The organism is Paenarthrobacter sp. JL.01a (assembly GCF_025452095.1).
In the GTDB taxonomy this organism is placed as follows: domain Bacteria; phylum Actinomycetota; class Actinomycetes; order Actinomycetales; family Micrococcaceae; genus Arthrobacter.
Genome location: NZ_CP104877.1, coordinates 1,793,266 through 1,819,375, shown reverse-complemented (window position 1 = coordinate 1,819,375; position 26,110 = coordinate 1,793,266). Strand labels below are relative to the sequence as shown.

Here is a 26,110-nt window from a genome sequence, read left to right as displayed (position 1 = left end):
CCGGCCCGTCATTCCAATACTTTGACGCTACCCCACGGCCGGACGGGAACCGAGAATATCGGAGCCAATTCTCAGGTGTGTCGCCCCGAACTTCACGGCGGCCTCCAGGTCCTGGCTCATGCCTGCGGAAATGCCCGTTGCGTCAGGGTGGTCACCACGCAGGGCCTCGGAAATGCCTGCCAGTCTGGCGAAAGCTTCCTCCGGATCGGCGCCCAGCGGGGCAACCGCCATCAGGCCGGACAACCGCAGGCCGGCAGCAGACTCAATCCGTTCGGCAAGTTCCCCCACGGCCTCCGGGGCGGCACCGCCACGGTGCGCACCGGCGTCGTCATCCAGGCTGACCTGGATGAAGCAATCGAGATCATTCCTGCCGGTGGCGTCCTGCTCCCGTGCGATGGCTTTAGCCAACGCATCAACCAGCTGGAGCCTGTCGATCGACTGGACGGAGGACGCATACTTGGCCACGGACTTTGCCTTGTTGCTTTGCAGCTGTCCGATGAAATGCCAGCGAAGGTCCATCCCGGCAAGTTCGGCGGCCTTCGCCGCGGCTTCCTGGTCGCGGTTTTCACCGACATCGGTGATCCCCAAGGCGGAGAGCCTGCGGACGTCGTCGGCGGGATGGAACTTGGTGACGACGATCAACCGGGGAGCATCCGTCCGGCCGGCGGCTGCAGTGGCTGCCTCAATCCGGTGCTTGACGACGGCAAGGCGCTGCGTCAGTTGCGCGGAGCGGGTGTCCGCCTCCCCGGAAGTACCGGCCAGTCGGGCCTCGTTGTTGCCGGGCTCAGCCATGCGTCCACACCAATCCTGCAAAGCGGCCAGTGCGCGCGTCCCGGCGGTAGGAAAACAGGGAATCACTCTCCAAGGTGCACTCCCCCAGGTACTCCACCGCCACACCGGCCTTGTCCAATTGGGCGCGCACTCCGGCCGGCAAGTCCAGGGAGGGCGTGCCCCAGGACGTGGAGGACCACGTAGCGGGCACTTTGGCGGCAACTTCGGAGCGGAGCTGTTCCGGAACTTCGTAGCAGGCTCCGCAGATGGAGGGGCCCACCCAGGCACGGATGTCCAAGGCCCCGCGGCTGCGCATGCCGGCAACCGTGGAGGTCACTATTCCCGATGCGACTCCCGGACGTCCGGCGTGGGCAACGGCAATGACCGGGTTGTCGCTGGAATCAGTCCCCACCAGGACCACCGGCACACAGTCAGCCACCATCACCGCCAACGGCTGGGGCGAGCCGTCGGGAATGACTGCCGCAGAGACCATGGCGTCGGCAGTCGGCCCGGCGCCGTGGGAGGCGATGAACTCGACGTGATTGCCATGTACCTGGTCCATGAATTGAAACTTCCTGGAGCCCAGGCCCGCTGCTTCTTCCAGCCGGACACGCCGGAGGTTCACGTTATCGGGCTTATCCCCCACATGGAGGGCCAGGTTCCCGGCGCCCGTATCCGTGAAGGCTACAGAGACGCCGGGCCGGACTTCAGCTCGCCACAAAAACACCAAGTACTGACTCTTCCGGACGCGGCTTACTTCAGGAAGTCAGGAACGTCGAGGTCGTCCGAGCGGCTGCCCGAAAGGTCCGGTTCAACCACAGCGGGAAGATCGACGTCGAAGCCCGAGTCGGCGGGCAAGGCGGAGGGACGCTGCTGGCCCCAGTTGCTCAGTCCGGAGGCACCGATACCTGCCGTGGCGTGCTGCGGAGCGGCGTTCGACGGCGCACTGGACGGCGCTGCCGGTCGGTCGGCCGGAACGGGGTTCTGGGCGGGACGGGACTGGTCCATCGACGGCGAGGTGGCCTTGACGTCGTCGAACCCTGCGGCGATGACGGTGACGCGTGCTTCGTCACCGAGGGCATCGTCGATGACGGCACCGAAGATGATGTTGGCTTCGGGGTGGGCGACTTCCTGGACAAGGCGGGCTGCTTCGTTGATTTCGAAGAGGCCAAGGTCCGAGCCACCCTGGATGGAGAGCAGCACACCGTGGGCGCCATCAATGGAGGCTTCCAGGAGCGGGGAGGCAATGGCGAGTTCCGCTGCCTTGACGGCGCGGTCTTCGCCCCGGGCGGAGCCGATACCCATCAGCGCTGAACCGGCGCCCTGCATGACGGACTTGACGTCGGCGAAGTCCAGGTTGATCAGGCCCGGCGTGGTGATGAGGTCGGTGATGCCCTGGACACCGGAAAGGAGCACCTGGTCCGCTGAGCGGAAGGCGTCCAGGACGGAGACGTTGCGGTCGCTGATGGACAGGAGGCGGTCGTTGGGGATGACGATCAGGGTGTCGACTTCATCGCGGAGCGCGTCGATGCCTGCCTCGGCGGAACCTGCGCGACGACGGCCCTCGAACGTGAACGGACGGGTCACCACGCCAATGGTGAGCGCACCGAGGGAGCGCGCGATGCGCGCAACCACGGGAGCGCCACCGGTGCCGGTGCCACCGCCTTCTCCAGCGGTAACGAAGACCATGTCAGCGCCACGGAGAACTTCTTCGATCTCGTCAGCGTGGTCCTCTGCGGCCTGCTTGCCAACCTCGGGGTTGGCGCCGGCGCCAAGGCCGCGCGTCAGCTCGCGGCCGACGTCAAGCTTGACGTCGGCGTCGCTCATAAGCAGCGCCTGCGCGTCAGTATTGATGGCGATGAACTCGACTCCCCGAAGGCCGACCTCGATCATGCGGTTGACTGCGTTCACGCCACCGCCGCCGATGCCGACGACCTTGATGACGGCCAGGTAATTCTGCGGTGCTGCCACGTTTCGTGCCCCTTGCTTGTGTCCTATAGCGAAACTGGTCGAGTCCAACGTGTGAATCCTTGGACCTTAACCCTCTAGTTGAAGGTTATAGTTATGTCAAGTAACTCTACTGCGACGGTATTTCCTATGGTTCGCACATGCAATGACCGCTTGCGCGTGTCGTGTGAATGTCGCGATTTAAGGCTACCGGCGCCTGCAGCGTCACTTTGTCGAAGCTGTTTATTTGGTGAATGGATGCCGGGGAACGCTGACGTCATAGACGCTGACGGGAACCTTGGGATCGGCCGGCATCTTCAGCAACGCTTCCAGTGCCTTCGCCTTCAGCTCCCTGTCCTCGGCATTGCCCCACACTACCGTCTTTCCGTCCACCAGTTTGAGTTCTACCGCATCGGGCGAGGCAGCGGACGCTGTGGACATCCTGGCCCGGACGTCGGCCGGCAAGGTGTCCAGGACCGCGGCGATGGCCTTGAACAACTCCGTGTTGGTGGACGCTGCGCCCGCGTCGATGAGAGGGAGCGCCACGGCCGAAAGATCCTTTGTAGCCCCGAGCTGAACTCCGTCGACATCGACCATGATGTAGGAGTCACCCTGTTTGAGCAGGGCCACCGGGACACGCTCGTTGACGTGCACCAGGAGCCCTGAAGGTGGCCGTGCCTCCATAGTCGCCGAGCGGACCTGCACCAGCGGTTTGAGGAGCTCGTTGATCTCCTGTTCGCTGACCTGCGGCAGGGGCTTTCCGTCAAGGGGTGACAACGCCTTCTGCACGGCGTCGGGCGTCAGCAACGTGGTGCCGTCAACAGTGATGGACCGTACTGCCAGCACCGGGGAAAAGATTGCCCCGGCGATCAGTACGGCCACAAGTGCGGTCACCACTGAAATGGTCCACCACATGACACGCCGGTGGCGCCGGCGCTTGGGCTCCGGAAAGGCGATGACGTTGTCCCCGGATGGCCCGGAGGACGTGGACGCTTTCGCGGCCGGTTTCGAACCGGTTCCCTTCCCCGAAGGTTTGCCGGCGGACTTGCCCGGTGTTATGCCGGGTGATGCGGCCTCGGGTTTGAGGTCCCGCTGCGCGCTGATGACGCCGCCGGCCTCACCACCGCCCGTCCTGGGAGGACGGGCATCGTGGCCGCCCGGGCTACCGGCCGGCTTGAATGTTGGCTTCCGGGTGCTAGCCACCCAGCGCCTCCACGATCATGGGCCCGTATGCCGTGACATCGCCGGCTCCCACGGTCAGCACCACGTCACCCTCGCCGGCGGCAGCCACGATGGCGTCCACGGCCTCAGCGGATGCGACAAGGCGGCCCGTGGACAACTGCTCGGTGATCAACGTGCTGGTAACCCCTGGGATGGGGTCCTCCCGGGCAGGGTAGATATCCAGGACCAGGGCCGTGTCCGCGGCATCCAATGCGGAGGCAAATTCGCCGGCGAATTCGCGGGTCCGGGAAAACAGGTGCGGCTGGAAGAGAACGTGCACTTTGTGCTCCCCCGCGACCGAGCGTGCCGCCGAAAGGGCAGCCCGGACCTCCGTGGGATGGTGGGCGTAATCGTCGTAAACACGGACCCCGCTCCCCTGTCCCTTCAGTTCGAACCTCCGCGAGGCCCCGGTGAAGTGACCCAACGCTGACGCGGCAGCAGCTGGAGCTACCCCAAGTTCAAGGGCGACGGCGAAGGCCGCTGCCGCGTTCAGCGCATTGTGGCGTCCCGGTACTTTGAGGTCGAGGCGGTGGACGTCATCGCCAACCCCCACCGACACCTCTCCCGGTCCGCCGTCGTGGAGCTTGATGTCAGCTTCGCCCGATGTGCCATAGGTGCGGACACGGGTAGTTCCGGCCGCAGCGGTGCGTTGGGCGAGGGCAAGCGCGCCCGGGTCGTCGGCGCAGGCGAGCAGGAGCCCCTGTGCGGGCAGCAGCGCGGCGAAAGCGTCGAAGGACGCAAAGACGGCTTCGGGTGTCCCGTAGTGGTCCAGGTGGTCGGCTTCGACGTTCGTCACTACCGAGATCAGCGGCTGGTAGTTCAGGAAGGAGCCGTCGGATTCGTCGGCTTCGGCCACGAAGATGTCCGAGGAACCGTGGGCTGCGTTGACGCCCAGTGAGGGAACATTCGCCCCGATCGCGAAGGAGGGATCCAGGCCCGCTTCCTTCAGGAGCACGGCAATCATGGACGTGGTGGTGGACTTCCCGTGCGTGCCTGCGACGGTGACCACCCGGTGGCCGGCCATGGTGGCGGCCAGGCCTTCGGAACGGTGGAGGACAGGCAATCCAGCACTGCGTGCCGCCACGAGTTCCGGATTATCGGCCCGGATGGCCGAGCCTGCAACCACCGTCTGGGCATCGCCAAGATTGGCGGCATCGTATCCAACGGCGATGCGTGCGCCGGCTGCTTCGAGGTCCCGCATTACTGGAAGGTCCTTTGCGTCGCTGCCGCTCACCGGGACCCCACGGGCCACCATGATCCGTGCGACGGCGGACATGCCTACGCCGCCGATGCCAATGAAGTGGACCCGGCCGAGGTTATCGAGGGGGGCAATGCTGGTGGTCATGCGGATACCGCTTCCAGGACAAGATCAGCCATGCGCTGATCTGCGTTTCGTATACCAAGGGCTTCGGACTTGCGGGCCATGTCGTCCAACCGGCTCCGGTCCGAGAGCAGGGGAATCAGCTCCTGCTCCAGCCACTGCGGGCCCAGGTCCTGGTCTTCGACGAGCAGCGCGCCGCCGGCTTCCACCAGTGGGGCTGCGTTCAAGGCCTGCTCCCCGTTGCCAATCGGCAAGGGCACGAAGACCGCAGGAACGCCTACCGCAGCGACCTCGCTGACGGTACCCGCCCCGGCGCGGGCCAGCAGAACATCAGCGGCAGCGTAGACGTTCTCCATCCCGTCCACATACTCAACCTGGCGGTAGCCGTCACCGGCCAGCAGGCCGCCGTCGTCGTCGTTCCTGACAGCTTTACCGACGCCGGTGATGTGGAGAGTCTGGATGCCGGCTGCGGCGAAGGCAGGCAGAGCGGCAGCGATCGCCCGGTTGATGCTGAGTGCGCCGGACGATCCGCCGGTCACGATCAAGGCCGGACGGTCAGGGTCCAGGCCGAGCAGCGCCTTGGCAGCCGGAGCGGCCGAGCCCCGGTCGAGCGTGGAGATGGCGCGCCGCATCGGCATGCCCACGTGGCGGGCGCCCTTCAGGCGTGTGCCTGCGAACGCCACGGCGACGTGGCGGCTGAACCTGGCACCGACGCGGTTGGCAAGCCCTGCCTTCATGTTGGCCTCGTGGACGACGATCGGAATACCGAGTCGCCGGGCCGCGAGGTACATGGGCGTGCACACATAACCACCCACGCCCACCAGGACGTCCGCCTGGGAATCCTCGAGGATGCCCGTTGCTTGCTTGACGGCTCCGGCGAGGCGCCCCGGAAGTTTGAACAGGTCGACCGATGGCCGGCGCGGGAAGGGAACCCTGTCGATGGTAGCCAGTCGGTACCCGGCTGCGGGGATCAGCCTGTTTTCCATTCCCGACGGCGTTCCTACAGTCAGGATGGACGCATCAGGCCGCTTTTCCCTGATGGCATCAGCAATGGCCAGCAACGGGCTGATGTGCCCGGCCGTTCCTCCGCCTGCAAGGACGACCGATATTGGCTTGGACGCGTGGGAATCAGAAGTCATGAAGTACTAGGTACGCTTTCGTGCGGGTTTGGGTGAACGGCGCGGCAGGAATCGTGGACGTTGCTGGGGTGGCAGCTGGCCGCGGGCCAAGGACAACACTACGCCCACACCACACAAGGACATGATCAGTGCCGAACCGCCATAGGAGATGAAGGGCAACGGCACTCCCACGACGGGAAGCAACTGCGTGACCACAGCCATGTTCATGCTCGCCTGGCCCAGCAGCCACACCATGATTCCGCCGGCGAGGGTCCGCTGGAAGGGATCGGTCTGGCGGACAACCACCCGGAAGATCGCGATGCCCAGGATGGCGAAGAGCACGAGGACCACGATGGTTCCCACCAGTCCCAGTTCCTCGCCGATGATGGCAAAGATGAAGTCGTTGTGGGCTTCGGGGAGCCAGTTGTACTTCTGCCGGCTCTGGCCCAGTCCCAGGCCCGTCCAACTCCCCTGGGCCAGGCCGTACATGCCGTTGGTTGACTGGAAGTCGAAGTCGAACTGTTCGGTGCACGATGCCGATGCCGTACCCAGCCAGGACGTAATGCGGCACATGCGGTTGGAACTGCTGACTGTGGCAAGGATGGCCCCGACCACGCCGACGATGCCCGCGATGCCCAGCATCCGTCCGGGAACCCCGGCGAAGTAGAGGCCGGCGGCTGCGATGGCCGCAATGACAATGACAGTTCCGAGGTCGTTGCCGAGCATCACCAAACCGATGACCAGGCCAGCTCCCGGGACCACCGGGATGATGACATGCATCCAGCGGTTAAGGAGCTTCTGTTTGCGGGCAAGTACCGCGGCAATCCAGACGCAGAGAACAAGTTTGGACATTTCGGAGGGCTGGAGGGTGATGCCCCCGAGGTCGATCCAGTTCTTGTTTCCGTTGACGCTGTTGCCCATGACCTGCACCAAGGCCAGCAGCACCACCACTGCGCCCAGGGCCCACCAGGACAACTTCTTCATCCAGTCCACGTTGGTCCGCGAAATGATGTACATCGCGATGAGTCCAACGACACCGAACGCGGCCTGCTTCATGGCGTCGGCGTAGGGCGATTTTCCTTCGGAAATGGCCTCGACGCTCGAAGCGGACAGTACCATCATGATGCCAATGGCCGTCAGGGCCAGGGCACAACCCAAAATGAGGTAGTACGTGGAGCTGTTGGGAGCCTTGCTTTTGCCTTCAAGGCTTTCCCAGAAGCTGCGCCAGTGCCTGCGGAGTCCTTTGGGCTGCCTGCTGCCCGGGGGCGTGGCCTTGTTCTTCCCGTCCCCTGGCTCTTTGCCGCGGGTGCGGGTGGGCGTGCTGACCATTGTTACTCCTCGGTGGTCTGTGCCTGCCCTTCCACAAGCTCGCGAACTGCCTGGACGAATGCGTCGCCACGGTGAGCGTAGGAAGAGAACTGATCCATGGATGCAGCCGCCGGCGCCATGAGGACGGTATCACCGGAGGTGGCTACGCCCGCCGCGGACGCCACAGCCTGGGCCATGACGGTCTCGCCGAAAATTGGCGAAGCTGCGTTACCGGCTGCGGTCTGCACACTCTCAGTGTCACCCTTGGCTTGGGATATCACGGGGACATCCGGCGCGTGTCGCTGGAGCGAGGCCTCAAGCTGGCCGGTGTCCGTTCCGATGAGGACCACGGCCTTGAGCCGGGGTGCGTGTTCCTTGACCAGATCGTCATAGTTGACGCCCTTGGACAAGCCTCCGGCAATCCAGACCACGTTCTGGAAGGCCGAAAGGGCCGCCGAGGCAGCGTGCGGATTGGTCGCCTTGGAGTCGTTGATCCACAGGATGTCGTTGTGCTTTGCCACCAACTGGATGCGGTGGGCGCCGGGCAGGTAGTTCACGAGGCCCTGCTTCACAGCTGATGGTTCAACACCGTAGGCCCTGACCAGTGCTGCAGCTGCCAGTGCATTGGCCACCATGTGGCGTGGGGCGACCGGACCCAGGTCTGCCATGGCCGCGAGCTCTGCCGCGGAGTCCTTGCGCTCGGCGATGAAGGCGCGGTCCACGAGGAGGCCTTCCACCACGCCCACCATGCTGATGGCCGGAGTGTTGGTGGTGAAGCCGATGGCACGGCAGCCCTCCACGACGTCCGCATTCTCCACCATGCGTTCTGTTTCGATCTGCTCGGCATTGTAGATCGCGGCCTTTTGGGTGTTCTCATACACCTTGGCCTTGTCGGCCAGATAGGACGCATAGGAACCATGCCAGTCCACGTGGTCCTCGGCGACGTTGAGGCATACGCTTGCCACCGGTGACAGGGAGTGGCTCCAGTGCAGCTGGAAGCTGGACAGCTCCACGGCGAAAACATCGTAGTCAACAGGGTCCCGGAGCGCGTCCAGGATCGGCGTTCCCACGTTCCCCACCGCGATTGCCTTCAAACCGGCGGCCTGCAGCATGGATTCGGTCATTCCCACTGTGGTGGTCTTGCCGTTGGTTCCGGTGATTGCCAGCCACTCGGTCGTCTTGCGTCCTTCACGGACGCGCAGGCGCCAGGCCAGTTCGACGTCGCCCCAAACAGGAATGTGCTTACGCTTGGCTGCCGCGAGCAGGGCTTGGTCCGGGCGCCAGCCGGGCGAGGTCACCACCAGGTCAGGCAGCGCGTCATCGATCAGGGGAAGTGCGTTGACGGCATCTTCCCCGAGGAGGACATCGACGGCACCCACGATCTTCAGGGTGTCCGCCTGGGCCTTGGCTTTGTCGGTGGTTGCGGCGTCCACCACCACCACCTTGGCTCCAAGCTCGATCAGTGTGTCCGCGGCAGAGAAGCCGGACAGGCCGATGCCTGTCACGACAACCCGCAGCCCGCTCCAGTCGGCATCCCAGCTGGTGAGGTCCTTGAGACGGTCGGAGGTGGAAGTCGTTGTCTCGGAGCTTTCGTTCACAGCAGCACCACCCATTCAGCGTAGAAGATTCCCAGGCCCGCGGCCACGAAAAGCCCGGCGAGGATCCAGAACCGGACCACCACGGTGACTTCCGCCCAGCCCTTGAGTTCGAAGTGGTGCTGGAGCGGGGCCATCTTGAAGACCCGCTTGCCGCCGGAGAGCTTGAAGAAACCGACTTGGATGATGACCGAGAGGGTTATGAGGACAAACAGGCCGCCAATGAAGGCCAGCAGCAACTCAGTGCGGGAGAGGATGGCGAAGGCTGCCACTGCTCCGCCGATGGCCAGCGAGCCGGTGTCTCCCATGAAGATCTTGGCCGGTGAAGTATTCCACCAGAGGAATCCCACGAGGGCGGCGCTGAGGATCGCGGCGAGCAGGGCGAGGTCCATGGGGTCACGTACTTGGTAACAGCCGCTGCCGAATTCCCGGGGAGAGCCGCAGGCCTGGTTGTTCTGCCAGATGCCCATGATCGTGTATGCGCCGAAGACCATGATGGAGGCTCCGGCGGCCAGGCCGTCCAGGCCATCAGTAAGGTTTACGCCATTGGTGGCCGCCGTGATGATCAGGTTGGACCACACGATGAACAAGATGGCACCCAGGACAGTCCCGCCGAACGCGAGGTCCAGCCAGGGGATGTCCCGGACCAGCGAAATCTGCGTTGAGGCGGGACGAAGTCCGTCCTCGTTGGGGAACTGCAGGACCAGCACGGCGAAAATGATGCCGACAGCGGCCTGCAGGATGAGCTTGGCTCGGGCGTTCAGGCCCAGGCTGCGTTTGTTGGAGATCTTGATGTAGTCATCCAGGAACCCGACGAAGCCCATGCCGACCATGAGGAACAACAGCAGCAGCCCGGACGCCGAAGGTCCGGCTGACCGTGGATTCATCATCCACATGATCAGGTGGGTCACGAAGTAGCTGATGAGCACTGCCGCCACCACGACGGTTCCACCCATGGTGGGGGTGCCGCGCTTGGTGTGGTGTGAGGTGGGCCCATCATCACGGATGAATTGACCGTAACTTTTGGCTACCAGGAACCTGATGAACAGGGGTGTGCCAATCAGGGCCACCAGAAGGGCGACGCCGGCGCCGATCAAAAGTGCAATCACAGCAGCTCGTTCCCTTCGCTTGCGGCAGGTTCTGCCGCGCTTTCTCCGGTGGGCTCGGCCCGTGGAGGTAATGCTATCCGATCACCCAAGTGCCTCAGTCCGACCCCGTTGGAGGACTTGAACAACACGAGGTCGCCCGGCCTGAGTTCGTTCTGCAGGAGCTCGTATGCTTCTTCCACGGTTTCGGTGAAGGAGCATTCATCACCCCAGGAGCCTTCCTGGATCGCCGAAACGTACAGGGCACGTGCTTCACGCCCAACAACCACCAGGCGGGAGATGTTCAGCCGCACTACCTGCGTGCCCACCGCGGTGTGCTCGCGGATGGAATCGTCTCCCAGCTCAAGCATGGCTCCGAGGACAGCCCAGGTCCTGCGGCCCTGTCCAATGTCCGCCAGGGTGCGCAGTGCCGCGCGCATGGATTCAGGGTTGGCGTTGTAGGCGTCGTTGATGATGGTGACGCCGTCCTCGCGTTCGGTCCGTTCCATCCGCCACCTGCTCGCAGCCTGCTGTGAGCTCAAGGACGCGGCGATGTCTGCGGCAGGAATGCCCGCAGCGAACGCAGCGGCAGCGGCTGCCAGCAGGTTCGTCACATGGTGCGCGCCGATAAGGCGGCTGTGGACAGGTACGGACGGTCCGCCGTCGGGAAGCACGAGATCAAAGGCGGGACAGCCGTCGGCGTCCACCACCACGTTGCGGGCCTCGACCTCTTCGCTGGTTGCCGGCTGGGCCGAGAATCCCAGCACCTTGGCGTTGGTTCGTGAGCGCATCGCAGCGACCCGGCCGTCGTCAAGATTGAGCACAGCCGTGCCGTTTTCGCTGAGGGCTTCGACCAGCTCACCCTTGGTTTTGGCGATGTTCTCCACGCCACCGAACTCGCCGGCGTGCGCCGTACCAACCATCAGGACCACCCCGATGTCGGGTTTGACCATGCCGGCCAGGTACTTGATGTGCCCCAGGCCCGTGGCACCCATTTCGATGACCAGGAAGCGCGTCCGGGCGTCAGCTGCGAAAACTGTCAGCGGGACGCCGACCTCGCCGTTGTAGGAGCCCTGCGGAGCCACTGTGGCCCCGGCCGTGGACAGAACTCCGGCCAGGAGGTCCTTGGTGGTGGTCTTTCCGGCAGAACCGGTAATGCCAACCACCGTGAACTTCTCGCCGCGCTGTTCGCGCTCAGCCCGGATACGGCGTACGGCTTCAGCGGCCAGGGCGCCCATGGCCAGGACGGCGTCATCCACCACGACGGCGGGATACGGGTTGCCGTTGGAGTCGGCCACTTCGCGTTCGGCCAGTGCGAGGACGGCGCCACGGGCGAAAGCGGCGTCGACGAAGCTGTGGCCGTCGGCGTGCTCGCCGGGCTTTGCCACATACAGCGAGCCGGGCGTGGCCTCCCGTGAGTCAGTGACCACAGAGGAGGGCACGATGCCCGGATCTCCGGTCAAGCGGCCATGGGTGATGTCGGCGATCTCCGCCGCAGTAAATGCAATCATCTCGGTTTAGGACTCTATCCGCTGGTCCGATGAAACGCTGAATCCCCTGGATGTCAAGGCAGCCTTCAGCTCCACCCTGTCGTCCAGGGCAAGGTTCACGCCCTTCACTTCCTGCCAGACCTCGTGGCCACGTCCTGCAATGAGGATGGTGTCCTTTGTCGTCGCTGCCTCCACGGCACGACGGATGGCAGCGTCGCGCGGGTAGGATTCGACGATTTCGCAATCCAGGTTTTCTTCCTCGCGGGCCGCGTAGGCGCCCGCCAGGACTTCCGCGCGGATCGCCGCTGCGTCCTCGTCGTGGGGGTCGTCATCGCTGATGATGACCACGTCCGCGAGCCGGGCGGCAATGGCTCCCATGGTGGGCCTCTTGCCCTGGTCTCGTTGTCCGGTCGCACCGAAGACAACGATGACCCGCGAACCAGGCTCAGGCGATCGGACGGCCGTCAGGGCACGGGCCAGGGCGTCTGGATTGTGGGCAAAATCAACCACGGATGCAGGTTCGGTGGAGACCAGCTGCATGCGCCCTGGAACCGCTACGGTGAAGGGATCATGGGCATCAAGGGCTTCCTGGAGTAGAGCTTCCTCCACGCCGGACTCAAGGACCATGATGGTGGCCAACGCGGCGTTGGCCACGTTGAAGTCCCCCGGCAAGCCCGTGTGGACCCGCAAGCTCCGGCCGTCCCTGTGCTTGAGTTCGAATTCCGATCCGAGACCGCGCGGGTTGACAGAAGACACGTGCCAGTCGGCGTCAGCCGCGGCGTTGGCGGCCGCAAGGGTAGTCACCGGGATGTCGGCCTGTCCGGCAAGCCTGCGGCCCCATTCGTCGTCCACGGTCACGACAGCGCGGCGTGCGCGGCCGGGAGTAAAAAGCCGGGCCTTGGTATTGAAATACTCCTCCATGCTGCCGTGGAGGTCCAGGTGGTCCTGGGTGAGGTTGGTGAATCCGGCGACTTCGAACATGACCGCATCCACCCGGCGGTATGAGATCGCGTGCGAGGACACCTCCATGGAGGCAGCATCCAGCCCGCGCTCACGCATCAAGGCAAGGAGCGCGTGAACGTCAGTGGACTCAGGCGTGGTCAGCAGGCTTGGAATGGGCTCTCCCCCGGCCACGATCTCAATGGTCCCGATCAATCCGGGACGCCGACCCAAGGCGCGCAAAAGCGAGTTGATGAAGTAGGTGGTGGTGGTCTTCCCGTTGGTTCCGGTGACACCGAAGAGCGGCGGGAAGGCTGCGTCCGACGGTTGGCTGCGGTAGATCAGCGCGGCCAGGGGCCCGACGGCGGCGCGCGGCTCCCCGACGATGATGACCGGGACGGGTTGTTCGGTTGCCAGCGCAAGCTGGCGCGCACCGGAGTCGTCCGTCACCACGGCGACGGCACCGGCGTCGATGGCCTGTGGAACGAAGTCGGCACCGTGGCGTGTCGCGCCCGGCAGTGCCAGGTAGAGGTCGCCCGCTTCCACTGCGCGGGAGTTCAAGGTGATGCCCGTGACGCCGATGTCCTGGCTGCCGTCCGGAGCGGTTACACCCAGCGCACCGGCTATGGCGGCCAGGGGCACCGCCGCCACGGAGGCAGGACGGAAGCCCGACCTTCCGGCGTCCGGCGTCGCGGTATTGGAAGCTGGCTCGTTGTGCTCTGACACGTGGTTCTCCGTTGGTGCTCGTGGAACGACCGGCCGGGGGCCAGCGGCGCCCGGGCCGTAGTTGTGGATCGAATGGTGCCCGAAACAGACGCCCAAAAAGCTTACTTGACGAACTGGGGCAGCCGCGCGGGAGTCCCTGTGGAAGGTGCCACGTTGTTGGTCCGCAGGACCTGTGACATCACCGAGCGGAATACCGGTCCGTTGGTGATTCCGTAGATATTTCCCTTGGGGCGCTGCAGGACTACTTCCACGATGAACCTGGGGTCGTCCATGGGAGCCATACCCACCATCGATGCCGTGTAGCCGTCGAATCCGGGCAATCCGTCCTCCCGGGGTGCCTGCGAGGTACCAGTCTTGGCCCCGACGCGGTAACCGTCGATGGCGGCGTCCTTGATCTGCCCCTCGGTCACCGCGCTTTCAAGGATGTCGCGAACCTGCTGGGCTGTCTCCTTGGAGACCACCTGGCGGGAATCCTTGGCAGGGGCTTTCTGCTCCTGGCCGTCAGGAGTGATATACCCGTCAATCAAACGGGGCTGCAGCATCACACCGTTGTTGGCGATGCTTTGGAAGGCCCGGACGGTCTGGAGCGTCGACTGCGAGACTCCTTGTCCGAACAGCACCGTGTACTGCTGGCGTTCATCCCACTGGTCGGGCGTGGCGAGGATACCCGTTGCTTCGCCGGGCAGACCGATATCCGGCTTCTCACCGATGCCGAATTTCTTGAGCCAGTCATAGCGCTGCTCTTTGCTCAAGCGGCTTCCGACCATCACCGTGCCGGTGTTCATGGACCAGCCCAGGATTCCCGCAAGCGTGCGTTCCTCGGTACCGTGCTCGAAAGCGTCCGTGAATGTCTGGCCGTCAATGGTGTAGGCCGGCGGGATGGTGAAGTGGTCCAGCGGGAAGGACTTGCCTTCCTCGATGGCCGCTGCGGCCGTGATCATTTTCTGCACCGAGCCGGGCTCGTAGGCGGCGGTCACCGAACGCACGCCGCGGTCCTTCGCATCGACCTTGCCGGGGTCATTGGGGTCCGGGGCATTGGTATCTGCCAGCGCGATGAGGTTGCCGGTCTTGACGTCCATTACGACGATGGAACCCCACTCGGCGTTCATCTTGTTGACCTGGCTCTGGATGGCCTGTTGCGCGAAGTATTGGATGTCCGTATTGATGGTCAACTTGACGTCGCTGCCATCGACGGCCGGCGTCAGCTCGTCAGTGGCCACTGGGATGCGCAGGCCGTCTGCGCCGATCTCGAAAACACGCTTGCCTTCAGTGCCGCGAAGAACTTCGTCCTGGGTTTGCTCAATACCGGCCTGGCCCGTGGTGCCATCCTTCAGGAAGCCAACCACACCGCCGGCCACGCTGCCGTTCGGGTACACACGCTTGCTGATGCCTTCGGCCCTGAGCCCGGGGATGTACAGCTTGGTGATACGGTCTTCCAGCTCAGGCTTGATGTCCTTGGCCACGACGAAGTACCGCTTATCCCCCGTGAGGGACTCGCGAACCTTGGCAACGTCGGTTCCCAGAAGCGTGGCAAGATCCGAGATTCCCTGGTCCCTGGTGATTTCGTCGAGCTTTTCCGTTTTCTCGTTGTACCGGTGGAATGTCGCGGTGTTGGTGTTGACCGTCTGGTCCACCACGATGTTGTACCGGATGACGCTGCTTGCCAGGACCGTGCCGTTCGCGTCCAGGATCTGGCCGCGCTCGGCCGGGAGGACCTGGGGGGTCAGCCGTTTGGCGAGAGCAGCCTCAGCCATGCCGCCCATGTCCAGGCCCTGCACCATGAACAACTTGCCACCGACTACCAGCAGCAGGCTCAACATGATGCCGAGCCCAACGCGCAGCCGCCTACGTGCCACCGGCGTCTTCGTTTTTTTCGATGTGCCGGGGTTCTGAGCCACGTTTCTTCCTTGCTGCTGGCCTTGGTTCAGTGGACGGATGGACTATTGCCCGGGTGTCTTCTGCTGGGGGGCCGGGACCGACCCTCCATGAAGATCCACCGGCGGTGCCGCTGCCGGGGAAGCCGGTGCAGCGGGCGGGGTTGCCTGTGCTGCCGGCGCTGCGGGTGTAACTGGCTTGAGGTTCTCCAACGGATCCTTGGTGGTCACCGAGGGAACAACGTCAAGGACGCCTCCCACCGCGGGTGGAGCCAGGACAGCACCAGGGTTCTCACCCTTGACTGCGGGAGTCGCCTTGCCGGTCACAGTCATCGTGTTCAGGTCAATCTGGCCTTTGACGGTGGACGGTACCATTCCTAATTCTGTAGCCTTGGCCGCCAGATTCTGGGGAGCTTCGTAGTTCTGCTTCTTCTGTGTCAGATCCTGGTTTTCCTTGTTGAGCGTCGCAGCCTGGGCTTTGAGCTGCACCAACTGGTACTGCGCCGTGGACACAGAAATGTTCAGGACCAGGACGGTCAGGAGAGCCGCGGCCATCGCGACGAAGCACAGGACCACAAAGGGTGTCCTGCGCCGGCCGGGGGCGCTGCGTACCAAGGAGAGCGGCGTGCGGGTCCTGCGGGCACCATCGGGTTTGCCAGCGGGCGCCGGAAGGGCGCGGGCAGTATTGCCCACCACGGAGGGCAAAGTCCTCGCTGCGGCGTTGCTCATGCGTCTCTCCTCGGTTTAATGCGTTCGACGGCCCTCAGTCGCGCGGAGGCCGCCCGGGGGTTCTCGGCGATTTCGGCCGCTGTGGGCACTTCCGTGCCTTTGGTGATGGTCTTCAGTTCGGGCTTGTGTTCTTCGAGCTCCACGGGGAACCCGAGTGGTGCCGAGGACTTTGAGCCTTTTTGGAACACGGATTTCACGATCTTGTCTTCCAGGGAGTGGTAGGACATGACCACGACGCGTCCACCCAAGGCCGTGGAGGCGACGGCGGCCGGGACGGCCCGCTCAAGGACATCGAGTTCCTCGTTGACCTCGATGCGCAAAGCCTGGAACGTGCGCTTGGCCGGGTGTCCACCGCTCTTTGCCGCGGCCGCCGGAACCACACTGCGGATTTGTTCCACCAGCTCACCGGTTGTGGCGAACGGTTTTTCGGCCCTGGCATTGACGATCCTGTTGGCGATCCGTCCGGCAAACTTTTCCTCGCCCCATTTGCGGATGATGCGGACCAGCTCTTCCTCGCTGTACGTGTTCACGACGTCGGCGGCGGTCTGCCCGCGGCTCGTGTCCATTCGCATGTCCAGAGGAGCGTCGTAGGAATAGGCGAAACCGCGTTCGCGTTCGTCCAGCTGTAAGGAAGAAACGCCAAGGTCCATCAGGATGCCATGGACTTCCGGGATGCCGAGGTCAGCCAGAACGTCCTCGATCTCGTCGTACACGGCGTGAACCAGGTCCGTGCGCTGGGAAAAGGGTTCCAGGCGGGCGCCGGCCAGCGACAACGCTTCCTCATCCCGGTCGATGCCGACCAGGTGAAGATCGGGGAAACGCTGCAGCATCGCTTCGGAGTGCCCACCCATGCCGAGGGTCGCGTCAATGGCAACGGGAGTCTCTCCACGACTCCTTGCAGCTTCGAAACCGGGAGCGAGCAGATTGATGCAGCGGTCTTTCAGGACGGGCACGTGACGCTCAGATGTGGGCTTTGCCGCGTCCTGCTCTTCCACGCTGCCTCCTCTTTCCTCAGTTACGTTCATGGTGATTCTTGAATCGGATCCCCATCCGCGCCTATCGTCCGGCCGGCCTGGCTCAGGGGAAGTTGAGCCAGGAAGACTGTTCGATGGGCGGCTGGAGATCCCATTCAAGAAGCGGTACTTCTTCAACCGACCGGTTAGATGAACCCGGGCAGGTTGTCGTCATCCGTTTCCGAGAAGGCTGCTTCCTTCTCGTTGAGGTACTCATTCCAAGCTTCGGCATCCCAGATCTCGGCCCGGGTTCCGGCACCAATCACGGCCAGTTCCCGCCCCAAGCCTGCATATGCGCGGAGCGCCGGCGGAATCGTCACGCGCCCCTGCTTGTCAGGTACTTCATCCGAGGCCCCGGACAGAAAGACCCGGATGTAGTCGCGTGCCTGCTTGGAGGACAATGGCGCCTCCCGCATCGACTCGTGGATACGTTCGAATTCCTTCTGGCTGAAGACGTAGATGCAGCGCTCCTGGCCCCTTGTGAGAACCAGCCCCTCTGCCAGCTCCTCGCGGAACTTGGCGGGAAGTATGATCCGGCCCTTTTCATCCAGACGAGGCGAGTGAGTGCCCAGAAACACTGGCCCCACCGCCCCTCAGTCAAGGTGCCCGCACATACCCAACACTGCCACTACCCTCTTATGCGCTCCACTTTACTCCACAACGCCCCACAGTCAACGCAGACATGGGCGTTTCTCCACCACATTTACATTCGGCTGGGGCGGTTTGGCGCGGATCTGCCGGGGTGGAGCGATGTGGAGGCCTCCGAGGGCCGATGGCCGGGCCGGCGTCGGGTCTTGGCGCGAAAGGGGCTCCGGGAGCGACCCAGGGCCACAATCGCCCACCTATCGGGGAGGGAAGTGGGGCAGGTGGTGGGAAATGGAGGGACGGGCGGCATAACCGTTAACAGCAAAAGGAACCGTTAACAGCAAAAGGACCCGCTAAACGGGTCCTTTATAAGAAACGCGGTCCTGTGCTGGAGGAGGTCGGTATTCAGTCGGTATTCAGGTGTTCAAGAGGAAGTCAGGGCATGCCGGATTGTGGCTGACAATACACGCACCATGCCGCTCCCCTTGGCCAGGGGCCTTCCCGTCCGTCAGTGGTCGTCGCGGCGCCGTTCGTCCCAGCGCTCTTCGAGGCTGCTCATGAACGTGCTCTTGGGCTTGGACTTGGCAGGTTTTCCCTTGCCGGCTTTTCCGAAAGCTGATCCACGCAACGTTGCGAAGTACACACCAGCACCCATGACAATGAAGCCGAGGACACCCACTGGAATCGCCTGCAGTGAAACGCCAACGAGCAGGAGAAGAATGCCGGCAATCGCACCAAGGACGCCAATGATGACATGCCGGGTTGACCAGCTGCGGATGGGATCCGAACCCATGGTGTTGGCAAACTTCGGATCGTCCTCGTGAAGTTGCTTTTCAAGTTGCTCAAGCAGCTTCTGTTCGTGCTCCGAGAGGGGCATCGCGACCTCCTTTAGTCAGCCAGCGTCTGGACACAACGCGTTCTGTGCGTCTGTTTACCCCAACGATCGGACCAAGAATTTCGTTCCCAAAATACCCTCTTGGTTCAGCGGGCATCCCAGGGCCGACTGTTCAGGAAACAGTTTGTCCAGACGATCTAAATCTCTGTAATAAATAGGATAGTTTGTCGCGGGCTGTTCTGAAAGACGCCCGGGACCATGCGGGACCAAGGTCACAGCCATCAGTGATCGGAGGCTGGCTTGCCCGGTTCCAGGAGCCGGGCGGGAAGCAGTGTCTTGGAGCCAAACCGCTGCGAAACCCTGTCCAAAGCCTGCTCCGCGGCACGCCAGTTGTCATCACGGCGGTCCAGGCTCAATTGCATCGACGTCTGGCCGGCAGGTTCCAGTTGCTCGGCCCTGACACCGACCAGCCTGACGCTCATGGCGCGCGGGCCAAGTGACTCAAGGAGTTGCACTGCCACCTGGTAGATCAGCTGGGCGCTGTCAACGGGAGTGTGCAATGTGCGGCTGCGGGAGACGGTGGAGAAATCGGCGTAGCGCAGTTTCAAGGCAACCGTCCGGGCAAGCATGCCGGAGCTCCGAAGCCGGCTGGCGGTGCGGTGGGACAACCGCAACAGTTCCCTGTGCAGCAAGGCATCGTCGGCTGTGTCAACAGAAAAAGTCTCTTCAGCGCCAATGCTCTTTTCCAGCCGCGTGGGTGTCACCGGACGGGTGTCGATACCCATGGAAAGCCTGTGCACGTGTTCGCCGCTTGCACCAAGGACTTTCTTCAGGGAGGACAAAGGAGTGGCAGCGACGTCGGCAACCGTCCGGATCCCCATGCGTGCCAGGACCTCACCGGTCTTGCCGCCCACGCCCCACAGCGCACTGACGGGAAGGCTGTGAAGATAGGCAAGGGTGTCGTCGGCATCGATCTGCAGGATGCCGTCAGGCTTGCATCGGGTGGAAGCGATCTTGGCCACGAATTTACTGCCGGCAATCCCTACCGAAGCGGTGATTCCCAGCTCTGACTGGACCCGTCGCCTGATCAGCTGGCCGATGTCCAACGGCGAACCCAACCGGCGGATAGCCCCACCGACATCCAGGAACGCTTCATCCACGCTGAGGGGCTCCACCAGGTCCGTGATGGAGGCGAAGATCTCCATGAGCTGCCCCGAGACCTCGTAGTACACGCTGTGCCGGGGATTGATGACTACGGCAGCGGGGCACCGCCGCATCGCCATCGACATGGGCATGGCGGACTTGACTCCGGTGGCACGGGCTTCATAGGAAGCGGAGAGAACCACGGACCGCTCCGCCGGGAATCCCACGATCACAGGCTTGCCGCGCAATTCGGGCCTGCTCCGAAGTTCCACGGAAACGAAGAAAGCGTCCATATCCACATGCAGGATGCTGGTTCGCCGCAATTCCCGCAGGGCGTCTCCAGCACTGCGGGCTGGTCTGTGGCCGGCGCTGGAGTCGCCGCCGGATGCTTCCTGACTCACAACGGCAATACTATGCCCGGGCACTGACTAAACTGGAGGCAATGTCCGGCTCAGCCCCAGGAAGGATACCCTGTGAAGCTCTTTGGAACTCCTCAGTCGCGAGGGTTTGCCCTGCTCGCAGTCAGTGTCGCAGTGGCGGCCTCCGCATGCACCCCATCGACGGGTGGCTCGGCTGCGCCGTCGTCGTCCGGCGCATCCTCGTCGACCTCGACGCCGTCGCCGTCCGGCAGCGTGTCGCCCACCGGCAGCGCCTCGTCGCCCAGCAGCGATCCTTCTCCTGAGACCACAGGCTTCACCGAGTCCACTACGCCGGACCCGAATGCCACGGCCACTGTCAACGCACTCGTTCCCGGGTTCCCCGAAAAGCTGATTCCCGTCATGCCCAAGACCTCGGTGCGCTCCAGCAGCTTCGACAAGAACGCCTCCCTCGCAACCGTGGCGCTTGTCGGGACGATCAAAGCGCCCCCGCAGGGAGTCGTGGACTACTACAAGACCTCGCTCGAAGCCCAGGGCTTCAAGCTTGTCCCTGGACCCGAAGCAGTTGGAAATGTCACGTCCTTGGACTTCATCCGCGGTGACGGAGAGACAGTAAACGTCTCCATCACGCAAAAGGAAGGCGTCTCCACGTTCACCATCGGGGCCAACGTGGCGGCCGGGTCCATCAAGTGACGCTTAATTCCCCCGTAGCCTCCGAGCAGGCCCGCTTCATCGATGGCGTCGCCGCCAAGCTCAACGGATTCCTTTCGGAGCAGCGGGACGTCATGGCCACGGTTTCGCCGGATGTCGACTCACTCATCGGCTCCATATCCACCCTGGTCACAGGGGGCAAACGGCTGAGGGCCCTGATGTGTTACTGGGGCTGGCGCGGTGCCGGTGGGCTGGCTGACGATCCCGACATCGTGACCGCCGGCTGCGCCCTGGAGCTCTTCCAGGCAGCAGCCCTGATCCACGACGACATCATCGACCGCTCCGATACCCGCCGGGGCGGCCCAAGCGTGCACAAGCGCTTCAGCCAACTCCATGAAACCAACGGCTGGGCGCTGGACAGCGAACATTTCGGGGACGCCGCAGCCCTCCTGACCGGTGACCTTTGCCTCTCGTTCAGCGAAGAGGCGTTCACCGACATCGGTTCCCGCGCCGCCTCAGGCAGCCCGGCCCGCCGGATTTTCAACGTCATGCGGGCAGAGGTCATGGCCGGCCAGTACCTCGACATCCTCGAAGAGGTCGCGGGCCCGGTTCGTGACCACGCCGGTTCCGTGGACCGGGCCAGGTCCATCATCCGCTACAAGTCGGCCAAGTACTCCACCGAGCATCCGCTCGCGCTGGGCGGCGCGCTGGCAGGCGCTCCCAACGATCTGCTCAAGGCTTACTCAAGCTTTTCGCTGCCGCTCGGTGAGGCCTTCCAGATGAGGGACGACGTCCTGGGTGTCTTCGGCGACCCCGCAACAACCGGCAAGCCTGCGGGCGATGACCTGCGGGAAGGCAAACGCACAGTGCTTGTGGGCTTCGCCCTGAACCAGGCCAAGGCGACTGAGGCGGCCCTTCTTGACCGCATGCTGGGGAACCCGGATCTGGCAGAGGACGACGTCGAACGGATCCGCCACCTTATGGTCGAGTGCGGCGCACTGGACGCTACCGAAGCCCTTATTGCGCAGCTGAGCACAGATGCCTTCGAGGCACTGGAACGGTTGCCCTTGGATGAAGTTCCGCTATTGGCACTGGGACAGCTTGCTGAAGCGGCAGTCAGCCGCGCGGCCTGATACGGAAACCGACTTACGCCGGGCGGTCCCGGCATAAGTCAAGGACATGACGACGACGGCGGTTGGGGACCGCCGTCGTCGTCGTTTTATGTCCTTGTTTTTCCTGAAATGTGCAGACGCAATTACCAGGCCAGAGACTGGGCGCGGCGCCTGATCTCCGTTTTGCGTCCCTCACGCAGGGCGTCGATGGGACGGCCGCGCAGCGATTCATCGGGAGTAAAGAGCCAGATGATCAATTCTTCGTCGCTATAGCCGGCGTCGCTGAGCACCGCGATGGTGCCCTTAAGACTGTCGACAACGTGCCCGTCTTGTATAAACAGGGCGGGGATGGAGCGGATATTCCGTTCCCCCTGCCTGATGGCGACAATCGCACGCTCATCCAACAGTCCGTGGACTTTGGTGATGGAAACGTCCAGCAGCTCGGCAACATCCGGAAGCGGCAACCACTCGGAAACAAGGCTTTCTACATTACTCACGGATCAAGGTTGCCACGCCGCCCCGGCCCTCGCCTAGCCGGGCATCCAAAGGCCCGATCCGAACGCGGCCGGATCCCCCAATTCCGGCAGCAATAAATGCCTTCAGCAATCTTCCTTGACGTGATTTGTTGTGCCCGGTCAATAAGTGTGAGAGATTCACACTGATCACACTTGCACCATTGATAACATCAGTAACATTGGCAACACTGACAACAGCGTTAACAATCAACCCCGCTGTTTGAGATGAGGACTCTTTCATGACGACGCCCCGCTCGCCGAAACGAACCATGAGCATGCCCGTTATCGCGGCAACCACGGCTGCGCTTCCCGCCGTGGTTTTGTCGTCGCTCGCGCTTGCCCAGCCGTCCGTCGCAGCACCCGCAGCCCAACCCCGCAAACTTCCGGCAACATTGGTTGCTGCCATGAAGGCCCATGCTGCCACGACGGGGACGGTCATCCCGGCGCAGGCGGTTCCCGCAACCCTTCCGGCGGCGCTGCGTCCCATGGCGCCCGCGGTACCGGACAGCTACACGGTGGTCCGCGGCGACACCATCAGTGCGATCGCCCGGCGGTTCAACCTGGATACGTCCGCCGTACTCCGTCTGAACAACCTGACTCCCACGACGCTCATCTACCCCGGGCAAAGCATCAAGCTCAGCGGTACGGCGCCGGCGGCTCCTGCACCCACTGCCCCGGCTGCATCCGGCACCACCAGCACCGCCACCGTGTACACAGTGGTCTCCGGCGATACCCTCGGCGGCATTGCAGCCAAGCACGGGGTTCCCTTGTCGAGCATTTTCAGCTGGAACAACCTCAACGGAAGCTCCATCATCTACCCGGGCCAAAAGATCAAGGTCAGCGGCGGATCCGCACCGTCAGCACCCGCAGCTCCTGCCCCGGCGCCGGCACCGGCACCTGCTCCCCTGGCAAGCACGGGCTCCTACACCATCAAGGCCGGCGACACCCTCAGTTCCATCGCCGCGCGGTTGGGCGTTTCCCTGTCCGCGCTCATGTCGGCCAACAGCGTGACCGCAAGCACGGTAATCTACCCGGGCCAGAAACTGAGCATCCCGGGTAACAGCCTGCAGCCAGCAGGCGACACAACGCCCCTGGTCCCCAGCACCTTCCTTGGCTTCACCTATCCTCCGGCCGTTGTCAGCTCGGCAAACGAAAACAAGGCTCTCCTCAACGCGTCCCCCGTACCGAGCCGCGCCGAAATGAAGGGCATCGTGGCAGATACGGCCCGACGGATGGGAGTCAGTCCCTCCCTGGCACTGGCCTTCGCCGAACAGGAATCCGGATTCGACCAGCGGGCCGTTTCCCCTGCCAATGCAATTGGCACCATGCAGGTCATTCCGTCATCGGGCCAGTGGGCCTCCGATTTGGTCGGGCGCAAGCTGAACCTCCTGGATCCTTATGACAACGCCACCGCAGGCGTCGCGATCATTCGCGCACTGGTAGCCACCAGCAAGGATCTGGATACCGCCATTGCCGGTTACTACCAAGGCCAGTACTCGGTGAGCAAGTACGGAATGTACGAGGACACCAAGCGCTACGTTGAGTCCATCAAGGCACGTCAGCGCACGTTCGGCTAAGTCAACCCTGTACTTCGGAAGGGCCCGCATCCCGTGGGGATTCGGGCCCTTTCCTTGTCTCGATTAGGATCGTAGGGTGCAAGAACCAACGCAGGACCACCTCATCGGGACCACCGTGGACAGGCGCTACGTGGTCCGCTCCCGTTTGGCAAAAGGCGGGATGTCCACCGTGTATCTGGCCACGGACAGGCGTCTGGAACGCGATGTGGCCCTCAAGGTCCTGCACCCGCATTTGGCAAACGACCAAACGTTCCTGGAACGGCTCAGACGCGAAGCAAAAGCCGCAGCGAGCCTCTCCCACCCCCACATTGTGGGCGTCCTCGACCAGGGCGAGGACGGCCACATCGCCTACCTCGTCATGGAGTACGTAAAAGGACACACCCTCCGGGATGTTCTGACCGAGCAAGGAGCGCTTCCGCCACGCCTTGCTCTGGCCTTGATTGACCCGGTGATCGAAGGCCTCGCCGCAGCCCACGCGTCAGGCTTGATTCACCGCGACATCAAACCTGAAAACGTCCTTATCGCCGACGATGGCCGGATCAAGGTAGGCGACTTCGGCTTGGCAAGGGCAATCTCGGCTAACACCAGCACCGGCGCGCTGATAGGCACTGTGGCCTACCTTGCTCCCGAACTCGTCCTGGGACAGCCGGCCGATGCCCGCAGCGACATCTATTCGGCCGGAATCATGCTCTACGAAATGCTGACAGGCAAGCAACCGTACGGTGGCGAGTCCCCCATCCAGGTGGCTTACCAGCATGTGAATTCAGCCGTTGGCCGCCCCTCGGAAGCCGTCCCGGGCCTTGCCGAAGACCTGGACGAACTCGTGCAGTGGTGTACCGCCGTCGACGCCGAAAAGCGGCCAGTTGATGGCTCAGCCTTGCTGACGGAACTGCGCCACATCCGCACAACGCTCACCGACGAGCAACTTGACCACCGGCAACAGCCAGCCACCACGAACTTCTCCCAGGCACCCGCGGCAGCCGTCGTTTCGTCGGGTCCGGACAGTAATGCCACCGAGGCAATCAGCACCACCGCTTCACCGACGGAGTTCATTTCCCACCAGCGCAATCCGACCACCATCATGGCTGCCGGCAGGCCGTCCTTCCCGGCGCCGGCAGGTGCGGACACGCGTTCACCCGGCAAAAGGGACCTGAAGCGGCTCGAACGGCAGCAGGCCAAGGACCGGGCCCGGGCGGCGGCAACTCCCGTGCGGCCACTCAGGGAAGGCAACCCCCGCCGTCGTGGACTGATCTGGACGGTGGTGATCGTTATCCTGGCGTTGCTGGCGGCAAGCGCGGGCTGGTTCTTCGGCATGGGTCCAGGAGCGCCGGGAACCGTCCCTGACGTCAAGAACAAGACGGTCGCCGAAGCGCAGCAGCTGCTCCGCACCGCCGGTTTCCAGTCCGAGCCCCAGGACGTTTTCGACGACGACATTCTGGCCGGTCTCGCAGTGGGCACCAAACCGGAATCAGGCGCAGAAGTACGGAAGTTCCAGCCCATCACGCTTTTTGTCTCCAAGGGAGCCCAGCTGTTCCCCCTCCCGGACCTCACCGGAGGCACCCTCGATCAAGCCAAGACGGCCCTGAATGGAGCCCAAATGGCGCTGGGCAATGTCACCCAGGCATTCGATGAGAAGGTGCCTGCAGGCGTCGTCATCGCCCAGGACCCTGCCAAAGGCAAGGAAGTCCGCCACGGCACACCCGTTGCCCTGGTGGTTTCCAAGGGTCCCCAGCCCATACCGGTGCCCGATGTGCGGGGCCTCGCACAGGACGCAGCCGTCAAGGCCATCCAGGATGCCGGGCTGAAGGCGGTCATCGCTCCGGAGACTGTCAATGACAAGAGCGTCCCCAAGGGATCGGTTGTCGCACAGGTCCCCGCCAACGGCACGCTCATCAAGGGCGAGACTGTGACGTTGACGGTCTCGAAGGGGCCAAAGATGGTCAAGGTTCCAAGCTTCATCGGCAAACAGGCTGCTGAAGCAGAGAAGGAACTCAAGAAGCTGGGCTTCAAGGTGGAGACCAACAAGATCCTGGGCGGATTCTTCGGAACAGTCCGGGACCAGAGCCCGGTCAATGTCGAGGTTCCGGAAGACTCCGTGGTGACGCTCACCGTGGTCTGACCGTCCATCAAGTACGCCACAAACAAAGGCGCGGCCCGGGGAAACCCGGGCCGCGCCTT

At 63.5% G+C, this 26,110-nt stretch carries 24 protein-coding genes; 4 read left to right on the top strand and 20 right to left on the bottom strand.

Going from position 1 to position 26,110, the window contains the following annotated elements:
- Nucleotides 1-27 precede the first annotated feature (27 nt).
- The 18 genes from N5P29_RS08650 to N5P29_RS21010 form a co-directional block, all read right to left on the bottom strand.
- Nucleotides 28-792, bottom strand: coding sequence for a YggS family pyridoxal phosphate-dependent enzyme (locus N5P29_RS08650; protein WP_262278175.1), 765 nt, complete (start codon nucleotides 790-792; stop codon nucleotides 28-30).
- The gene (locus N5P29_RS08645; RefSeq protein WP_262278174.1) at nucleotides 785-1,498 is read right to left on the bottom strand and encodes a purine nucleoside phosphorylase YfiH/LACC1 family protein; all 714 of its coding nucleotides are present in this window, start codon (nucleotides 1,496-1,498) and stop codon (nucleotides 785-787) included. The genes N5P29_RS08650 and N5P29_RS08645 overlap by 8 nt, the downstream gene beginning before the upstream one ends.
- A gap of 26 nt (nucleotides 1,499-1,524) precedes the next feature.
- The gene (ftsZ, locus tag N5P29_RS08640) at nucleotides 1,525-2,742 is read right to left on the bottom strand and encodes a cell division protein FtsZ (RefSeq protein ID WP_144662570.1); all 1,218 of its coding nucleotides are present in this window, start codon (nucleotides 2,740-2,742) and stop codon (nucleotides 1,525-1,527) included.
- A gap of 219 nt (nucleotides 2,743-2,961) precedes the next feature.
- On the bottom strand, nucleotides 2,962-3,921 hold the full coding sequence (locus tag N5P29_RS08635; protein WP_262278173.1) for a cell division protein FtsQ/DivIB: 960 nt from the start codon (nucleotides 3,919-3,921) through the stop codon (nucleotides 2,962-2,964).
- Nucleotides 3,914-5,284 carry a UDP-N-acetylmuramate--L-alanine ligase gene (gene murC / locus N5P29_RS08630; RefSeq protein ID WP_262278172.1) on the bottom strand — a complete coding sequence of 457 codons (1,371 nt, stop codon included), beginning with the start codon at nucleotides 5,282-5,284 and terminating at the stop codon, nucleotides 3,914-3,916. The genes N5P29_RS08635 and murC overlap by 8 nt, the downstream gene beginning before the upstream one ends.
- Nucleotides 5,281-6,399 carry an undecaprenyldiphospho-muramoylpentapeptide beta-N-acetylglucosaminyltransferase gene (murG, locus tag N5P29_RS08625; protein ID WP_262278171.1) on the bottom strand — a complete coding sequence of 373 codons (1,119 nt, stop codon included), beginning with the start codon at nucleotides 6,397-6,399 and terminating at the stop codon, nucleotides 5,281-5,283. The genes murC and murG overlap by 4 nt, the downstream gene beginning before the upstream one ends.
- Before the next feature lie 6 nt (nucleotides 6,400-6,405).
- Nucleotides 6,406-7,707 (bottom strand): putative lipid II flippase FtsW, encoded by a 1,302-nt coding sequence (gene ftsW, locus N5P29_RS08620; protein ID WP_262278170.1) that lies wholly within the window; start codon nucleotides 7,705-7,707, stop codon nucleotides 6,406-6,408.
- 2 nt (nucleotides 7,708-7,709) lie between these two features.
- Nucleotides 7,710-9,299 (bottom strand): UDP-N-acetylmuramoyl-L-alanine--D-glutamate ligase, encoded by a 1,590-nt coding sequence (murD, locus tag N5P29_RS08615; protein ID WP_262278169.1) that lies wholly within the window; start codon nucleotides 9,297-9,299, stop codon nucleotides 7,710-7,712.
- Nucleotides 9,281-10,390, bottom strand: coding sequence for a phospho-N-acetylmuramoyl-pentapeptide-transferase (mraY, locus tag N5P29_RS08610; protein WP_144662576.1), 1,110 nt, complete (start codon nucleotides 10,388-10,390; stop codon nucleotides 9,281-9,283). The genes murD and mraY overlap by 19 nt, the downstream gene beginning before the upstream one ends.
- On the bottom strand, nucleotides 10,387-11,877 hold the full coding sequence (murF, locus tag N5P29_RS08605) for a UDP-N-acetylmuramoyl-tripeptide--D-alanyl-D-alanine ligase (RefSeq protein WP_262278168.1): 1,491 nt from the start codon (nucleotides 11,875-11,877) through the stop codon (nucleotides 10,387-10,389). The genes mraY and murF overlap by 4 nt, the downstream gene beginning before the upstream one ends.
- A gap of 6 nt (nucleotides 11,878-11,883) precedes the next feature.
- Nucleotides 11,884-13,521, bottom strand: a complete 1,638-nt coding sequence (locus N5P29_RS08600) for a UDP-N-acetylmuramoyl-L-alanyl-D-glutamate--2,6-diaminopimelate ligase (protein WP_262278167.1) — start codon at nucleotides 13,519-13,521, stop codon at nucleotides 11,884-11,886.
- 101 nt (nucleotides 13,522-13,622) lie between these two features.
- Complete coding sequence (locus N5P29_RS08595; RefSeq protein WP_262278166.1) at nucleotides 13,623-15,419, bottom strand: peptidoglycan D,D-transpeptidase FtsI family protein; 1,797 nt, start codon at nucleotides 15,417-15,419, stop codon at nucleotides 13,623-13,625.
- A 42-nt stretch (nucleotides 15,420-15,461) separates the two neighbouring features.
- Nucleotides 15,462-16,124, bottom strand: a complete 663-nt coding sequence (locus tag N5P29_RS08590) for a cell division protein FtsL (protein ID WP_262278165.1) — start codon at nucleotides 16,122-16,124, stop codon at nucleotides 15,462-15,464.
- Nucleotides 16,121-17,149, bottom strand: a complete 1,029-nt coding sequence (rsmH, locus tag N5P29_RS08585) for a 16S rRNA (cytosine(1402)-N(4))-methyltransferase RsmH (RefSeq protein ID WP_262278164.1) — start codon at nucleotides 17,147-17,149, stop codon at nucleotides 16,121-16,123. Before rsmH ends, N5P29_RS08590 begins: the two co-directional genes overlap by 4 nt.
- Nucleotides 17,150-17,283: 134 nt before the next feature.
- Nucleotides 17,284-17,715 (bottom strand): division/cell wall cluster transcriptional repressor MraZ, encoded by a 432-nt coding sequence (mraZ, locus tag N5P29_RS08580; RefSeq protein WP_026542500.1) that lies wholly within the window; start codon nucleotides 17,713-17,715, stop codon nucleotides 17,284-17,286.
- Nucleotides 17,716-18,230: 515 nt separating this feature from the next.
- Entirely contained in the window at nucleotides 18,231-18,599 is a 369-nt protein-coding gene (locus N5P29_RS08575; RefSeq protein ID WP_144662582.1) for an SCO2097 family morphological protein, read from the bottom strand.
- 239 nt (nucleotides 18,600-18,838) lie between these two features.
- Entirely contained in the window at nucleotides 18,839-20,101 is a 1,263-nt protein-coding gene (gene dinB, locus N5P29_RS08570) for a DNA polymerase IV (protein WP_315973384.1), read from the bottom strand.
- A 92-nt stretch (nucleotides 20,102-20,193) separates the two neighbouring features.
- Entirely contained in the window at nucleotides 20,194-20,481 is a 288-nt protein-coding gene (locus N5P29_RS21010) for a hypothetical protein (RefSeq protein ID WP_315973383.1), read from the bottom strand.
- Between N5P29_RS21010 and N5P29_RS21005 the strand changes: the two genes are divergently transcribed.
- Both N5P29_RS21005 and N5P29_RS08560 read left to right on the top strand, forming a co-directional pair.
- A complete protein-coding gene (locus N5P29_RS21005; RefSeq protein WP_260842505.1) occupies nucleotides 20,480-20,770 on the top strand; it encodes a hypothetical protein in 291 nt (96 codons plus the stop codon). The two genes, N5P29_RS21010 and N5P29_RS21005, sit on opposite strands and share 2 nt — an antisense overlap.
- The gene (locus N5P29_RS08560; protein WP_262278162.1) at nucleotides 20,767-21,861 is read left to right on the top strand and encodes a polyprenyl synthetase family protein; all 1,095 of its coding nucleotides are present in this window, start codon (nucleotides 20,767-20,769) and stop codon (nucleotides 21,859-21,861) included. The genes N5P29_RS21005 and N5P29_RS08560 overlap by 4 nt, the downstream gene beginning before the upstream one ends.
- A gap of 122 nt (nucleotides 21,862-21,983) precedes the next feature.
- Here the strand turns inward: N5P29_RS08560 and N5P29_RS08555 are convergent, their stop codons facing one another.
- Together N5P29_RS08555 and N5P29_RS08550 are read right to left on the bottom strand one after the other, a co-directional pair.
- Nucleotides 21,984-22,337 (bottom strand): Rv2175c family DNA-binding protein, encoded by a 354-nt coding sequence (locus N5P29_RS08555; protein WP_262278161.1) that lies wholly within the window; start codon nucleotides 22,335-22,337, stop codon nucleotides 21,984-21,986.
- The gene (locus N5P29_RS08550) at nucleotides 22,330-22,596 is read right to left on the bottom strand and encodes a hypothetical protein (RefSeq protein ID WP_262278160.1); all 267 of its coding nucleotides are present in this window, start codon (nucleotides 22,594-22,596) and stop codon (nucleotides 22,330-22,332) included. The genes N5P29_RS08555 and N5P29_RS08550 overlap by 8 nt, the downstream gene beginning before the upstream one ends.
- Between N5P29_RS08550 and N5P29_RS08545 the strand changes: the two genes are divergently transcribed.
- Both N5P29_RS08545 and pknB read left to right on the top strand, forming a co-directional pair.
- Nucleotides 22,595-23,932: a LysM peptidoglycan-binding domain-containing protein gene (locus N5P29_RS08545; RefSeq protein ID WP_262278159.1), complete on the top strand. Its 1,338-nt coding sequence runs from the start codon at nucleotides 22,595-22,597 to the stop codon at nucleotides 23,930-23,932. The genes N5P29_RS08550 and N5P29_RS08545 overlap by 2 nt on opposite strands.
- Nucleotides 23,933-24,008: 76 nt before the next feature.
- Nucleotides 24,009-26,051: a Stk1 family PASTA domain-containing Ser/Thr kinase gene (pknB, locus tag N5P29_RS08540; RefSeq protein ID WP_262278158.1), complete on the top strand. Its 2,043-nt coding sequence runs from the start codon at nucleotides 24,009-24,011 to the stop codon at nucleotides 26,049-26,051.
- The last annotated feature ends 59 nt before the right edge of the window (nucleotides 26,052-26,110 follow it).